The sequence below is a fragment of the Flectobacillus sp. BAB-3569 genome (assembly GCF_002270355.1).
Classification (GTDB): domain Bacteria; phylum Bacteroidota; class Bacteroidia; order Cytophagales; family Spirosomataceae; genus Flectobacillus; species Flectobacillus roseus.
The window spans coordinates 42526-58447 of record NZ_NJFZ01000012.1 but is presented as its reverse complement, the minus strand read 5'-3'; the positions used below and the strand labels follow the sequence as shown (position 1 = coordinate 58447).

The 15922-nt window shown below is 36.7% G+C and carries 15 protein-coding genes; 11 read left to right on the top strand and 4 right to left on the bottom strand.

Features of this window, described 5'->3' with window-relative positions; all coding sequences use genetic code 11:
* The first annotated feature begins 196 nt into the window (after positions 1 to 196).
* From BWI92_RS12575 to BWI92_RS12550, 6 genes are all read left to right on the top strand, one after another.
* Positions 197 to 2263, top strand: a complete 2067-nt coding sequence (locus BWI92_RS12575; protein ID WP_176464410.1) for a glycosyl hydrolase — start codon at positions 197 to 199, stop codon at positions 2261 to 2263.
* Positions 2260 to 2772, top strand: coding sequence for a glycosylhydrolase-like jelly roll fold domain-containing protein (locus BWI92_RS12570; protein ID WP_095163612.1), 513 nt, complete (start codon positions 2260 to 2262; stop codon positions 2770 to 2772). Before BWI92_RS12575 ends, BWI92_RS12570 begins: the two co-directional genes overlap by 4 nt.
* A 238-nt stretch (positions 2773 to 3010) precedes the next feature.
* Positions 3011 to 4528 (top strand): serine hydrolase, encoded by a 1518-nt coding sequence (locus tag BWI92_RS12565; protein ID WP_095163611.1) that lies wholly within the window; start codon positions 3011 to 3013, stop codon positions 4526 to 4528.
* 624 nt (positions 4529 to 5152) lie between these two features.
* Positions 5153 to 5536 carry a DoxX-like family protein gene (locus tag BWI92_RS12560; RefSeq protein WP_095163610.1) on the top strand — a complete coding sequence of 128 codons (384 nt, stop codon included), beginning with the start codon at positions 5153 to 5155 and terminating at the stop codon, positions 5534 to 5536.
* Entirely contained in the window at positions 5533 to 6276 is a 744-nt protein-coding gene (locus BWI92_RS12555; protein WP_229363005.1) for a DUF2071 domain-containing protein, read from the top strand. The genes BWI92_RS12560 and BWI92_RS12555 overlap by 4 nt, the downstream gene beginning before the upstream one ends.
* Before the next feature lie 124 nt (positions 6277 to 6400).
* Complete coding sequence (locus BWI92_RS12550) at positions 6401 to 6601, top strand: DUF2892 domain-containing protein (RefSeq protein WP_095163609.1); 201 nt, start codon at positions 6401 to 6403, stop codon at positions 6599 to 6601.
* Positions 6602 to 6655: 54 nt separating this feature from the next.
* On the opposite strand, the gene BWI92_RS12545 is transcribed toward BWI92_RS12550, so the two are convergent.
* From BWI92_RS12545 to BWI92_RS12530, 4 genes are all read right to left on the bottom strand, one after another.
* The gene (locus tag BWI92_RS12545) at positions 6656 to 7957 is read right to left on the bottom strand and encodes a TolC family protein (protein ID WP_095163608.1); all 1302 of its coding nucleotides are present in this window, start codon (positions 7955 to 7957) and stop codon (positions 6656 to 6658) included.
* A gap of 51 nt (positions 7958 to 8008) precedes the next feature.
* Entirely contained in the window at positions 8009 to 11098 is a 3090-nt protein-coding gene (locus BWI92_RS12540; RefSeq protein ID WP_095163607.1) for an efflux RND transporter permease subunit, read from the bottom strand.
* A 79-nt stretch (positions 11099 to 11177) separates the two neighbouring features.
* Positions 11178 to 12236, bottom strand: coding sequence for an efflux RND transporter periplasmic adaptor subunit (locus tag BWI92_RS12535; protein WP_095163606.1), 1059 nt, complete (start codon positions 12234 to 12236; stop codon positions 11178 to 11180).
* Between the two features lie 344 nt (positions 12237 to 12580).
* Entirely contained in the window at positions 12581 to 13207 is a 627-nt protein-coding gene (locus tag BWI92_RS12530; RefSeq protein ID WP_095163605.1) for a class I SAM-dependent methyltransferase, read from the bottom strand.
* Between the two features lie 74 nt (positions 13208 to 13281).
* Between BWI92_RS12530 and BWI92_RS12525 the strand changes: the two genes are divergently transcribed.
* The 5 genes from BWI92_RS12525 (at position 13282) to BWI92_RS12510 (ending at position 15877) form a co-directional block, all read left to right on the top strand.
* The gene (locus BWI92_RS12525; protein WP_095163604.1) at positions 13282 to 13821 is read left to right on the top strand and encodes an AraC family transcriptional regulator; all 540 of its coding nucleotides are present in this window, start codon (positions 13282 to 13284) and stop codon (positions 13819 to 13821) included.
* Between the two features lie 13 nt (positions 13822 to 13834).
* Complete coding sequence (locus BWI92_RS12520) at positions 13835 to 14551, top strand: hypothetical protein (protein WP_095163603.1); 717 nt, start codon at positions 13835 to 13837, stop codon at positions 14549 to 14551.
* Positions 14482 to 14748 carry a hypothetical protein gene (locus BWI92_RS28850; protein ID WP_409024749.1) on the top strand — a complete coding sequence of 89 codons (267 nt, stop codon included), beginning with the start codon at positions 14482 to 14484 and terminating at the stop codon, positions 14746 to 14748. The genes BWI92_RS12520 and BWI92_RS28850 overlap by 70 nt, the downstream gene beginning before the upstream one ends.
* A 131-nt stretch (positions 14749 to 14879) precedes the next feature.
* On the top strand, positions 14880 to 15023 hold the full coding sequence (locus BWI92_RS27310; protein WP_176464409.1) for a hypothetical protein: 144 nt from the start codon (positions 14880 to 14882) through the stop codon (positions 15021 to 15023).
* A gap of 68 nt (positions 15024 to 15091) precedes the next feature.
* Entirely contained in the window at positions 15092 to 15877 is a 786-nt protein-coding gene (locus BWI92_RS12510; protein ID WP_217903408.1) for an Abi family protein, read from the top strand.
* The last annotated feature ends 45 nt before the right edge of the window (positions 15878 to 15922 follow it).

The following is a 15922-nucleotide window of genomic DNA, read 5'->3' as shown; positions in this document are numbered from 1 at the left end:
AATAAATATTCCGTTAAATATGTAATCGGTATTTTGTATTTATTTATTTCTCAAGCTTTAGAACCATAATTTGAGCTTGTTTCAAAAGATGTGATTTTAATCTTAGTTCCAGTATGCTACAGGATGCTTGTGTTGTTTTTATTTTCTATCTATGTATCTTGAAAAAATTAAAATAATCATATCAAAAATGAAAATTATGTCTTTTACAAAATTAGAAAATCAAAGATTGGCCAACTTTAGAAGGGTTTGTTTGCTGATAACTTTTTTTCTGATTGGAATGTTTACTACAAATGCACAAAAGTATGATACGCATAAGCCTTGGGCGTATTGGTGGTGGATGGGCAGTGCAGTAGATGAAGCAGGTATCCGTAAAAACTTACAAGATTATGCTCAAGCAGGCTTTGGCGGTTTGCATATTATACCGATTTATGGTGTAAAAGGAAACGACGCCAACAACCTAGATTTTTTGAGTCCTAAATGGAATCAAATGTTGGCATTTACTGTAAAAGAAGCCAACAACTTAGGATTGGGAATAGATATGACCATGGGTACTGGTTGGCCATTTGGCGGAAAGCAAGTAAGTGAAAATGAGGCAGCTAAATATTTTGAAGTTTTTACAGAAAATGGAAAAACTAGCGTCAGAGCATTACCGACTAAACAAAAAGTCAAACGTGCCGCTCCCGGGGGTGAAGGTTTAGTTCTCGACCACTTCAACAAGGAAGCGTTAGAACATTATATGAAGCCTTTTCAAACACTATTCCAGTCACCAGAATATGGAGTACGTGCGCTTTACAACGACTCATACGAAGTGTATGGTGCCAACTGGACAAGTAATTTTTTAGAGGAATTTCAGAAAAGACGTGGATATGATTTAACGCCTTACTTGAGTACTTTGGCAAAAACAGAAACAAAAGATCTTCTCGAAAAAAGAATTTTTGGTGACTATAATGCCACGATTGCTGACTTGTGCAGAGAGGCCTTTACTAAAACTTGGGCAGAAGGCGTTAGGAAAATGGGCAAAATTTCAAGAAACGAAGCTCATGGTTCTCCTGGCAATATGCTCGACTTATATGCACTTTCGGATGTACCAGAAACTGAATACTTTGGAACAAAATATTTTGACATTCCAAATTTCAGAAGAGACCCCAAATTTGAAGAAACTAGATACGGTATTCCAGATCCTTTGGTAATAAAATTTGCCACCTCAGCGGCTAATACAGAAAATAAAAAATTTGTGGGCTCAGAAACCGCAACTTGGTTGGCAGACCATTTTAAGGTGTCACTATCACAGGTAAAACCCATTATTGATGAGTCTTTGACTTCGGGTATCAATCACATTTTCTATCATGGTGTGCCTTACTCTCCTCCGCAAGATGCATATCCGGGTTGGTTATTTTATGCGTCTACTAACTTCAACCAACAAAGTCATTTCTGGAATGAATTACACTTTTTGAATGAGTATATTGCTCGTTGTCAGGCACTTTTGCAAGAATCAAAAGCACAAAATGATGTATTACTCTACTTCCCTATCCACGATATTTGGCACGATGCGGGAGGAAAAGAACATGTACATTTGTTATCTGTACATGCCAATGCACAGGAACTTTTATTCAATAATTCGTTTGGACAAGTTGCTAAACTTTTACAATCGAAAGGTTTCAACTATGACTATATTTCTGATTTACAGTTGACTCAGTTAAAATATGCAAACGGAAAACTACAAAGTCATGGAGGGTTGACTTACAAGACCATCGTCATCCCGAAAACACAATATTTACCTACAGAAACCCTCAAAGCCTTGCAAACATTACAAAAGCAGGGGGCTCCAATTTTGTTTATTGACCAATTGCCTGCCAATACTGCGGGCTTTAGAAATTGGGAATCAAACGAAGCATTATTAGCCAAATTCAATGCAAGCTTAAAGACTACCGATATTTCTACCCTTCCAAATGCCTTAGCAAAACTTGGAATTACCTCAGAGGAAATGGCGAGCAAAGGAATTTCTTTTATCAAGAAGAAAAATAGCAAAGGCACCTTATACTTTATCAGTAATTTCTCTCAAAAGTTTCAAGAAGGTAATTTATTACTGGGTGCTAAGGGCGAAGCTGTGGAAATATATGACCCGCTCCATCAAACAAAGGAATATATCTCTTTAAATAAGAAAGGAGCTTATACCGAAATCAAATTAGCCCTTTTGGCAGGAGAAAGTCGTTTTGTTCAATTTTTTGACAAAAACCTGCTCAGATTATTGCTAAAAATTTGACTGCCCAACCTACGCATAAAGTAGAAATCAATGGAACATGGAAAGTTGACTTTTTGGAGGGGCAACCATTTTTACCAAAATCTTACCAAACTACGAGACTAGACTCTTGGACGAGCGTTGGAGATTCTACGAATCAATATTTTACAGGAACTGCCAAATATTCGGTAGATTTTGACTGGAAATCTGTAAAAGAAAGCGTAATTTACTTGAACCTTGGTAATGTTCGTGAGTCGGCAAAAGTAACCTTAAATGGTCAAAGTTTAGGAACACTTTGGTGTTTGCCGTTCCAAGTAGCAATTCCTACCAAGTTGTTAAAAGAAAAGAATCATTTAGAAATTGAAGTAAAAAATCTTTCAGCCAACAGAATGCGATATATCGACAAACAATCACATAACTGGAAGAAATTCAAGGACATTAATATCGTCGATATTCAATATAAAGCCCTAGAGCCATCGACTTGGGAACCCGAACCCTCTGGCTTATTAGGCCCAGTTCAAATACTTTACTAAAAACAAGTCAATGAGTATGGCGGATTTTAGATATGGGATTTCGGATATGATTTTACAAAAACAGAATCCGAAATCTCAAATCTGAAATCCCAAATCGAACCGTATTTTTCCACTTTTTGCTACATAATTCAGTTTACAAGCCCTTCTTCACCAAGAAGGGCTTTGTTTTTGAATCGGCTAAATTATTTGTTTTTCAACACCTAAAAAGCTATTTTAGAGAAAAACTCAACACTAAAATATGCGCAACTTACCTCATCAACGAATTCTAGGAATAGCCTTGGGTCTAGGATTATTTTTCCAAACTCAAGCACAAACATTTGAAGAAAGAAAACAGCAAGTTTCACAAGCACTTCCTTTGGTAGACCAATTATTTAAAGAATATGCTGAAAAAAATCATTTCCCCGGCATGAGCTACGGTATCGTTTTAGATGGTAAATTGATTCATGCCAAAGGAGTCGGCATGGCGAATCTTGAACAAAATATTCCTGCTACACCACAATCTGCTTTTAGAATTGCAAGTATGACCAAAAGCTTGACGGCTATGGCCATCGTCAAACTTCGTGATGAAGGCAAGCTTCAGATGGACGACCCAGTTTGGAAATATGTACCTGAAATGAAAAATCAGAAATATGCTACAAAAGATTCACCTACTATTACGGTCAGAAACCTTCTTACACACTCGGCTGGTTTTCCTGAAGACAATCCATGGGGTGATAGACAGTTAGGTATTTCAGAAAAAGAGTTTACGGATTTCTTGAAAAAAGGAATTAGCTTCTCAACCGCCGTTGATACTGAATACGAATACAGCAATTTAGGTTTTGCGCTATTGGGTGCTATCATCAAAAAAGTATCAGGAATAGCCTATCAGGAATACATCAACCAGCAAATTTTGAAGCCTTTGGGTATGAATCATACTTATTGGGAATACACGAAAGTTCCACAAAAAGAACTAGCCTTAGGCTACCGTTGGTTAGATGGCAAGTGGATTCCACAACCACTAGAACACGATGGCGTTTATGGCGCTATGGGCGGACTTATCACGACTATGGAGGATTATGGCAAATATGTGGCCTTTCATCAAGCTGCTTGGCCAACAAGTGATGCCCCCGAAGTGGGACCTATTAAAAGGAGTTCGGTACGGGAAATGCAAAAACCTTGGCAGTTTAATAACCTCAACGCCAACTACCAATATCAATCAGGGAAAAAATGTGCGATGGTAAGTGCATATGGATACGGTTTACGTACCTCTGTTGACTGTGAAGGTCGTCGAATGGTAGGACATAGCGGAGGGCTGCCGGGCTTCGGAAGTCATTGGTATATCTTACAAGATTATGGTTTAGGCGTTGTTTCTTTTGCCAATAATACTTACTCACCAATGAGCTATATCAACATTCAAATTTTAGACACGCTTTTGGCTACAACCAAACTTGAACGTTATCCTATTCAACCTGCTAAGGTATTAGAAGAGAGATATGTACAGTTGGTAGATGCTGTCAAAAATTGGGAAAATGCTAAGAGTATGAATATTTTTGCTATAAACTTTTTCGACGATTACCCGATGTCAATTTTAGGAAAAGATACCAAAAACTTCCAAGAAAAAATTGGCAAGGTGGTCAAAATTCATCCGATTAAACCTCAAAACAAACTGAGAGGTAGTTTCATCGTGGAGGGAGAAAAAGGTAAATGCGAAATCAGCTTGACACTTTCACCAGAAACACCAGCCTTGATTCAGGAATATCATTTTAGGGTTTTGTAAGTAATCATGCAAAATAAGATTTAAGATTATGCTTGGGGCTTTCAGATATCGGCTTTCGGCGGTGGGTTTTAGAAAAAAGCATGGCTGTGGGCAATAAAAAACATTTGAACACTCTATGCCTTGTGCCTGTTGCCTTGTCCCTAAAACACAAAACTTAAATATAATTCTGCACGATTACTTAAGCTGGTTTATTTTAAATTGAGTGAATTGAGAATGAGTGAATGAGTGATTATTTAACATTTGTATTCTAGCTGTAGAAACGCAATGATTGCGTCTTAGGCTAAGTAAATTTTGGTATAGTAGAAACAAAAAGCGGTAGAAAGATATTTTTCTACCGCTTTTTGTTGAAAAATTACGAGGTTTCAACTGGCTTTAGACACAAAGTATTGCCTCTCTACCAGTAAAACTCTTCATTATTTCTCAATATTTATTAACTCATTCTATGGTTTAAGGAATCATAATAACCTTTAATGCAGAAAATCGTTTGAGAAATTTCTTTCTGAATCTCAATAAATCAGGTAAATTACAATTACTTTACGAAACAACGTTTTTTATCTATATCCGAAGTTCAGTTTTTTTGTATCAAAATTAGTCTTCTTGCCACCCATAAAAAGAAACTCCGCCATGACACAAGCTCTTCACGACTATTTTCGTCATTTTATTGCTACCGTTTGGCTACTGAATGGGCTTTATTGTAAAATTTTAGGGCAAGTTCCTAGACATGAACAGATCGTTGAAACTATCCTAGGAGCTACCTATAGTCATGAACTAACTATCCTCATTGGTGTACTGGAAATATGCTTGGGAATCATTATTTATCTGAATATTCAAGCGAAATTTATCGCGATTTTTCAAATCGTGATCGTGATGACGATGAACCTTCTGGAATTTGCGTTAGCTCAAGAATGGCTATTATGGGGTGCATGGAATCTCCTTTTTGCCTCAATTTTTTGTCTACTGATCTATCTACATGCCTTTGTATTTAAACCTATCGGCAAGCAAATATGAATATCTTCAAAAAGCTTCAATCACATCCTTTTCCTGTAGAAGCATTTTTCAATAAGTCAGTAGTTGTTACTTGTGCCGTTGAAAAGAGTATGCTGGAGAAATTAATTCCAGCGCCATTACAGCTTGATACGTTTCAAAACCATTGGGGATTTGTAGCCATGGCTTTGGTAGAGACAAAACATCTTCGCCCCAAAGGATTCCCAGCTTTTTTAGGAAATGATTTTACACTTATTGGTTATAGGATTTTTGTGAGATATACTAACAAAAAAGGCAAAAACTTACGAGGTTTGTTTATTCTGAAATCAGAAACGGATAAAAGAAAAATGGAGTTTCTGGGAAATATTTTCACCAACTACAAATACGAAACCATTTATATTCAGAATACTACACGACAAAATAGTATACTTTTTCAATCTAAACTTGGAGGTTTTAAAATACAGTATCATGAGGAGGATGCATCAAATATTGTATTACCTTCAAACTCTCCTTTTGCCGATTGGAAAGAAGCCAGACGCTTTGCGGGACCATTACCATTTACATTTTCGGTGGATGATGTTAATCGAGAAGTAATAATTGTGGAAGGAAAAAGATCATTTTGGGAGCCTAAACCCATAAAAATTCAAGATTTTTCCAGCGAGTATATTAACCAACTAACGAAGAACCAATTTCAATTAGCCAGTGGATTTATCGTTAAAGATATTCCTTACGAGTGGAAAGCTGGTAAGATAGAAGCGTACTAAATTTAGAATAAACTTCTCAAAAACAGGTTTTTATGTAACAATTATCACTGTATGACATTGGAATAATCGGGATATTTATGACATCAATTCAAACCCTCTTATATTCAACTAAATATTTCATACGATGAAAAAGAACATGGGAAGTACCGACAAATTAATTCGTGTCATAATTGCGATCATTGTTGCTGTATTGTACTTTACTGGAACGCTCACAGGTACCATTGGCATCATAGCACTGGTCATTGCTGGTGTATTTTTTGTGACAAGTTTAGTCAGTTTTTGTCCACTTTATACCATTTTGGGCATATCTACTTGCAAGAAATAGAAAACAAAAAAGCCCTCCATCACGAAGGGCTTTTCTTTTATCACTCAGAAAGAATTATAATTCAAGTTTGTACGCCAATTGCTTCAAATTAATTTCAGCTAGTTTCGCCGAGTAACTCAAATTATTCAAACGATAGCCAGAGTTTTCGAAACTTTGCTGAGCTAATTTCACATCCACAATCGTTGCTTGACCGAGCTTGAATTGGTTCATCACCACTTTAAGCAAGTTACTCGCCAATTCATAGTTTTGCTTTTCGGTTTCCAACAATTTCAAGGCATTCGTGTAAGATTGCCACGCTTTTGTAGCATTGGCCTGATAATTTTGAATAAGCGTTTCCTTTTGGATTCTCGCAGTTTGAGTATTGATACCCGCAATTTGCACCTGACGAGAGTTTACAGAACCCGTGTAAATTGGAACAGTCAAATTCAGTCCAAGAGAAGGTCCATAAGTTTGGTTCAACAAAGTAAAACCTGCCGCATTTTGACTTCTAATATAGCTTACCCCAGCGTTTAGATTAAGTGTTGGAGACAAACGTGCTTTCGTCTCTTTTTCTAAAAATTGATTAATCGTAATCTGTTGATCAGCCGCCATAATGTCAGGATGCGAGTTGATACTTGTTTTCAGCGCATCCCAGTCTAATTTCGCATCTACCAAAATGGTATCTTGAATCACGATATTTGATTCTGTCTGTTGGGTCATTGCCCTTAACAAGTCGGTTTTGGCTTGTTCTATCACCAACTTTTGAGACTGAATAGACTGAAGTTGCGAGTTGACATCCAATTTTGCTTGAATCAAATCAGCATCATTTGACATCCCAACTGAGCGTCTTGATTCAATAATTGACAAACGTTGCTTAGAAACCTCCAAAGATTTTTCAAGAGTTGTTGAAAAATTTTGTTGCTGAACTACCGCATAATATTTCAACATTACATCAGCCAAAATTCCTTGAATAACACTATTCAACTGAGTTTGACTAAGTTTTTGAAGTTCGTCCAATCGCTTTCTGGTGGTCATAATTCTGTTGCCATTATACAACACCATTGTTCCCGTAATATTTACGTTAGTGTTATTAGCTGCCACATTTGGTCGATTTGTTGAGGTTCCATTACTCAACTCCTGGTTCAAACTTGTTACCTGTTGGGTATTGGTTGCACTACCATTTACCGTTGGCAAAGCCCCTGCTACACCTCTATTATTATTGATGGTAGCAATATTTAAGGCATTTTTGGCAATTTGTATATCCAAACTATTCTTTAGCGCAGTATTTACCGCATCTGACAGAGTCACGCGGTCTTGAGCCATCATCCAAGTTGGAAGACAAGTCGCTAAAAAGATATAAGAAAGTCTTTTTTTCATTATTATTTCAATTCACATGAATAGGAACTAATTCGTTTGTATGAGTGAAATCTAAGCTTGTAATGCTTCCTCCTCGTCTGGCTCTGGTTGATGATCCTTTTTACCTGAAATAAAGGTATAAACTGCAGGAATCACCAAAAGCGTTAGAATTAGCGAGAATAAAATACCGCCTACCACTACAATACCCAAAGGAATACGGCTGGTAGCAGCAGCACCTAGAGACATAGCAATTGGTAAAGCACCCAAAGAAGTTGCCAAACTAGTCATCAAAATTGGACGCAAACGTTGAGCAGAGGCTTCTACTACGGCTTCGAAAATTGATAAACCTTCGGCACGTTTGTGATTGGCAAATTCAACAATTAGAATACCATTTTTAGTCACCAAACCAATCAACATAATCATACCGATTTGAGAGAAGATATTCAAGGTTTGATTAAAAATCCACAAACTTAACAACGCTCCTGCCAATGCCAAAGGTACCGTCAACATGATGGTCAATGGATCTTTAAAGCTTTCAAACTGTGCTGCCAAAAGCAAATAAATCAACACTAATGCCAAACCGAAAGCGAAACTGGTATTTGATGAACTTTCAGCATAGTCACGTGAAGGACCATTAAGCGCTGTTTGGAAAGTATTATCTAAAGTTTTACCTGCAATTTTCTGCATCGCTTTCACACCGTCACCAATGGTTTTACCCTCTGCTAAGGAAGCAGATACAATCGCAGATTTCAGACGATTGAAGTGATAAATAGTAGAAGGGTTACTACTTTCTTCTAACTTCACAACGGCACTCAACGGAATTCTCTCAGCACGAGAATTAGTGACATATACATTTGTGATATCCAAAGGTTGCTTACGATCTGTTCTTTCCACTTGTCCGATTACTTGGTACTGGCGTCCGTTCATTGTAAAGTATGCCAAACGACGACCAGAAAATGCGCCTTGTACTGCTGAAACGACATCTTGTGTGGTCAAACCTAAATCTTTGATTTTGATACGATCAAAGGTCATTAAGAGTTCGGGTTTATTAAACTTCAAGTTTACGTCAACGTTCTGGAAAGTTTTTTCATTACGAGCCTCTTCCAAGAATTTTGGCAATACCGTTTTAATCTTGTTCAAGTCTACGTTCTGAATTACAAACTGAACTGGCAATGAGCTTCTTGAACCAGAACCTACTGAAATAGTTTGTTCTTGTACCGCAAAAATACGTGCATTGTTAAACTGTGAAAGCTTCTCGTTGAGGTCTTTAGCAATTTTTTGCTGGCTTCTCTTACGTTCGGTTGGAGGCACTAAACCTACACGAGCAATCGAAGAGTTGGTACCACCACTACCCCCAAAACCTGGCACTGCATTAAATACAAAGTCCATTTCTGGCACCGAATCGTTGAGGTAAGTCGTTAGTTCCTCTGCTACATTTTTTGTAAAGTCAAAACTCGAACCTTCTGGTGCCGTAATGGTAAAACGTACAGAGCTTTTATCTTCCATTGGTGCAATCTCAGACTGAATATCTTTTCCGATAAACCAAATGATTCCTGCACAAACTACTACTATGACCCATGCCATCCAACGGATATTCATAAATCCTTTTAGCATTTTCTTGTAGCCATTTTCCATTTCCACAAAGAATGGTTCTGTCTTAAGATAGAACCAGCCATAAGAATGCTTCTTGCGACTCATGACTACATTAAGTACTGGTGTGATGGTTAGTGAAACAAAGGCCGAAATTAATACAGCACCTGCTACCACGATACCAAATTCACGGAATAAGCTACCTACAAAACCTTGCAAGAAAATCACTGGTAAAAACACAACCGCCAAGGTCAGGGATGTAGAAATAACGGCAAAGAAGATTTCCTTACTACCCTCCAAAGCCGCCTTTCGAATTGGCATACCTTCTTCGAGTTTACGGAAAATATTTTCGGTAACAACAATACCATCATCCACTACCAAACCTGTTGCCAATACGATACCCAATAAAGTCAATACGTTGATTGAGAAACCTGCCCAGTACATCACAAAGAAAGTGGCAATCAATGAAATTGGGATATCGACCAAAGGACGAATAGCAATAAGCCAATCACGGAAGAACAAGAAAATAACGATGATTACCAAGCCTAATGAAATAATCAAAGTTTCTTCTACCTCTTTCAAGGAGTTACGAACGTTTTTGGTGTTATCTATCAATAGTTTAAACTCAATATCCGATTTGTTTTCCTTTTTGATTTCTTCTAATCTTTTGTAAAACTCATCTGCGATATCAATATAATTTGCACCTGGTTGAGGAACAAGCGCCATACCAACCGCAGGAACACCATTGAATTTCCAAGAAGTTTCTAAGTTTTCAGGTCCTAATTCAATTTCAGCGATATCTCCCAAGCGGACAATTCCATCTGCATCCTGACGAATAATCAAATCACGGAATTGTTGCTCTGAAGTCAAACGCCCCATGGCACGTATCGTCATTTCTGTTCCAGCACCATAAATTTTACCTGCTGGAATCTCTACGTTTTCACGAGAAAGGGAAGTCTGTAAATCAGTAAATGAAATGTTGTGTGAGTTCATCAAATCAGGCTTCAACCACAAACGCATTGCGTAACGTTTTTGACCTAAAATATTAATCCCACTTACATCATTGATAGTTTGGAAACGTTGTTGTAAAACGTTTTCCGCATAATCACTTAATTCTAATAAGCTTTTTGACTTACTCTGAATCGCCAACAATAAGATAAAATCAGAGTTGGCATCGGCTTTCGAAACCACTGGAGGAGCATCAATATCCTGTGGAAGGTTACGAGAGGCTTGCGCAGCCTTGTCACGCACGTCACTGGCAGCAGCTTCAAGGTCAGAGCCGAGGTTAAATTCGACCGTAATCGTACTACGACCAAGCGTACTTGAAGAGGTAATAGAGCGAATCCCAGGGATACCATTAATCTCTTTTTCGAGAGGTTCGGTAATTTGGTTTTCGATAATGTCGGGGTTAGCACCTGTATAAGAAGTCGAAACCGTCACAATCGGGGGGTCAATCGCAGGATAATCCCTCACCGACAAAAATGAAAACCCTACTGCACCAAAAAGTACAATCAAGATATTCATCACGGTAGCAAAGATGGGTCTCTTTAGTGATAATTCTGAAATATTCATAAAATTAATCTAATGCTTTAGTAAACAAATCATACTGTTGTTTGGATGAATCACGGGGTATTGTTTCAGCGTAAATTGATTATTTATCTGATCTCTCAACTTTTCTTACTTTTACCTCTTTTCCGTCACGAGCAAACAATACTCCACCAACTACCACAGTATCACCCATACTTACACCACTTTTAATTTCTACAAATTCTTCTGTACGTACCCCCGTTGTTACATCTGTAAATACGGCTTTACCATTTTTCACTAATACCAATTTCTTATTTTTATCATCTGGAATTACTGCATTGGTTGGAATCATAATACTGTTTTTATCTACAGCACTATTAATATAAACCTTAGCAAATGTTCCTGGGTTGGCATTGCATTTTTGAAGAATTGCACGCACTTGAATATTTCGAGTAGTCAAATTGATTTGTGGCTCTACAGCAATAACATTTGCTTTGCAACGGGTTTTGCCTCCAGCATCTATTTCCACATCTACAACAGAGCCTTTTTTGATTGCAGTAGAATATTCTTCAGGTAAAGTAAAGTCAACTTTTAGCACAGAAGTTTGTTGAATCGTAGCAATAATGGTCGTTGGAGTTACGTAGGCACCATTACTTACTTTTCTCAAACCAACTGTACCAGCAAAAGGAGCTTTTAGGACAGTTTTCTCTAAAAGAGCCTGCGTATATACCATATCGGCTTTTAAGGAATTAACGGTATTCAAGGCTGCATCAAAATCGGCTTGATTGATACCATTTACTGCCAATAATTTCGACAAACGTTGTTCTGTTTTCTCAGCCAATTCCAACTGCACCTTTTGCTTTAGCAATTGTGCCTGCAAATCGCCATCATAAATTTTGGCAATGATTGTACCTTTGGCAACAGTTGTACCTTCTGGAACATTGAGGAAAGTTAGGCGTCCACTAATTTCAGGATGTAGTTCTACGTATTCATTTGCAACCACCGAACCGTTTGCCTCAATAACGTTGGCAACTGACTCTGGATAAGCCACTACGACATCTACGATTACAGGCTTATCTTCTTTCTTGCCTGATTCCTCTTTTTTCTTGCTATGACAACCAGCCATCAGTAAGCACAATGCTACTGCAACCTTTGGGGTTAGTGGAGAGAAATGTGTCTTCATATTTGAATGTAACTATTTATTTGGTCTTTTAATTTGAGGGTCTATTATATAAGTTTTGAATGATGAATGATGAGTTTCGAATTGAGTATAGTAAATAATAAACTCAACCCACGCCATACCATCATTGTAAAGTTTCTTTTTTACTTTTTCTTCTAATTACGCTATCTATTTAGTCAATTTTAAAACTCAAAACTCCCTACTCAAAACTCCGTATTCTTTGTTTAATTTGTCCAACTTACTAAATTTCAGGAAACTTACTGACCGCTTTTATACGAAATTGAGTTTTATTTCGCCCAACGCCTTATAATATCCGACATGATTTTAGCAAAATCGTTTTCAAACCCTTAATCCCCTTTTTGCCATACTTGGGCTTTTACATAGCCATTCATCCATTCCTCGGAATGCGTGAGTGTGAGCTTATTTTGCGATAACAATTTAGGATAGTCAGCCAATTCAGCATTGGTTACACCGCTAACCATTCTAAAAAAAGTGTACATTATTTTGGTAAGGAAAGTAAAAAACAAATGAGAGGTTGGGAAAAAATCCACCAATAACCAAAATCCTGATGGCTTAAGAACAGAAATCAAGGGTGAAACAATATGTTTATCAAGCCATGGCTCAGGAAATAAATCTAAGAAAAATGGTGTAAAAACGATGTCAAAACTTCCATATTCTTGAAACTGCTCTTCTCCCCCACATACCCATACAATAGGGCTGTTGGTGGATACCTGTTTTTTGCTCGAAGAAATCATTTCGGCAGATTTTTCGACATATACTATTTCAGAAGGCTCGCAAATCTGAAGTAATTCGGGTAAAATCCAACCTGTACCACCACCTACCAAAAGTATCCGTTGATGTTTTGGTATCTTGGACAAAAGACTGATTTGGGCTATACGTAGCCTGTCACCAAAGATTAGTTTACTTAAAAAGTCATAATAGGGAGCGATAAAGTCAAAATTTTTGTTTTTCATCCAATGAGCCTATTAACGAGATAGGCATTAATTTAGTGACGGAATCTCCTACAAGGAACCATTTTAATCAAGATATGACAAAGGTATATATAAAAAATATGGTTTGTGACCGCTGCAAATACGTTGTTCGACAAGTGTTTGAACAAGCCAACGTATTTCCAGTAACGGTAGAATTAGGTTTGGTCGAAACCGCTCAATCTTTGACCTCTGAAGAGCAACAACATATCTTCACAAAGTTGGAGGAATTTGGTTTTGAGATATTGGCCGATAAGCAAGCACAAACTATCAGTCAAATCAAGGCATTTATCACCGATTATTTACAAACCGAAATACCCGTAGATACAACTCTAAAGTTCTCAGTATTGTTGGCTGATAAAATAGGAAAGGACTACAAAGTGCTCAGTCAGCTATTTTCAGAATCTGAACATCAGACGATTGAGCAATATTTGATAGAACAAAAAATCCAAAAAGCCAGCGAACTCCTCACCTACAACCAACTCAATATTAGCGAAATAGCCAACCAATTAGGATACAGCAGTGTACAGCATCTATCAAATCAATTTAAGAAAGTGAAAGGTGTTACACCTAGTGAGTTTAGGAGGGAGGGGAAGTGAATTTGAATCAAATATGAAAGTTTTAGAATGCATTATTTACTTACCAGAGAATATAAAAAGTTCGTATACACGAATATCACCTATTACAGGTAAACAGATGAAAATGAAAAGCATAAAAATAATTCTGGCGATTCTGGTTCTACTTTCTTGTGAGACAAAAAAGTCTGGTAAACTTAGAAAGGATATTATTGGAGAATGGACTTTTGTAAAAGAGGTAGATGCTAGATTATCAAATAATGATAATTTACCTCCTCCTCTCCCAATTCCTTTAGGATTTATTTTCTTCCCAAACAATACTTGTGAAAATAAATTCGGGTTTTATAAGAAGTTTGATCACGACCGAACAAAGATCTATTATCTTGGAAACAGAACACGTTATAAAATCGATGGAAATAAACTGAAGATATTTGATTTGTCAGGAAACAAATGGTACATCCAAAAAATCGTTTCGATAATTGAAGACACTTTGACAGTTCAAGTTAGAGATAGCGTATTTTCAAAGTTTGTAAGAGCAAAATATAAAATCGATCCCAATGAAAATTATGATAAAATTATAGTCTCAACCTCGGGCTGTATGGGACCTTGTCCTCAACTAGATATTAGCATTGAAAAAACGGAGATGTGTTATTTTTGGGTAAATTTAACACTACAGTACAAGGAATGTTTTATTCTAAGATTACAGCGGAGGACTATTCCAATATTGAAGAAAATTTTAAAAAGGCTGACCTAAAGAACATAAGGAATAATTATGAAGCAAATTTGACAGATGATGAGACAATAACAGTTACTTTTATTAAAAACCAAAAAATTATTAAATCAATTACAGATAACGGACGTCAATCTCCACCCTTGTTAATTTGGGCATATACATCAATTAGATATTTATATCAACATATCAGGCTAAAACCCTTTCAAAAAAAGGTATGATTATGCCAATCCAGCCCATACTTTTCGAAACTAAAAAACAAAGTTGTGACCTAACCAAATCTGAAAGCTTTTACCTGTTGACAGAAATTCTTAGAGGAAAAGTAGTTAAGGCGAGGTTTGAGCCAAAGTATATGATTAAATTTTGGAACGCTGAAGGTAAAAAAGAAGTATTGTTGACTGATGGTAAACTATTCAAGCGCAAAGAGAAAACTATTGATATCGGATATAATTTCATCGAACAAAACAACTTGAAATTTACCATTAAGAATAACTAAGAACAAAGAGCAACAGAAATATCCATAAAAGAAAAGACTCGCTAAAAGCGAGTCTTAAATTCTTAAACTTGGTTACGTTATCTGAAGACAAGAGGCTTTACCAAGCATCACAGTACAAATATATCACCTTTTTCGTAAAAATATCAATGAAATATGTAAGTTTTACGACCTATTTTTCTTCACCTAGAACTGGTAGGTACTTAATTGCTTGTGCTAATGACACAAAAAGATGTATCAAACTTTATAAGGCAAATCTCAAAGTAGCTCAGGCTTTTCATCCTTTATTAGGTTGTTTGGAGGTAGTGCTCCGAAATGGAGTAAATGACCAATTAACAACCCATTTCGCAGACCCTAACTGGATAATCAACCAAAAAAATGGTTTTATGGTTGATCCACTACTCACACATACCAATAAAAAGACTGGTAAAATTACAACAAACAGGTTTATCCTAAATTCTGTTAAGAGCGCAGAAGATAAATTACGAAAAAGAGGAATTGCTATTACAAGTGGGCGGGTAATCTCTGAACAAACCTTTGGCTTTTGGACGGACTTATTTGAAAATCACCATTACAAAATATTGAAAGGTCGACCAATAAAACTTTTTAAACATCTTCCCTCTGGTTATGGTAGAACTCAAGTATTAAATGAACTTACAAAAGTTCGACAATTTAGAAATAGAATTAACCATAATGAACCCATTTGTTTTGTTGGGGTGTCGATTGACTTTTCTATTACTATAGGTGTCTACAATTCAATTTTAAATCTTTTGAAGTGGATAGATCCTGAGCTAATAAATTGGATTAAGGATATCGACAAAATAAATGCGACTGTAACCAAAGGTCTGAAAATATAACATCATCTTTACTTTTGCTGGATTCCAATCCAGCAATCAATTTCT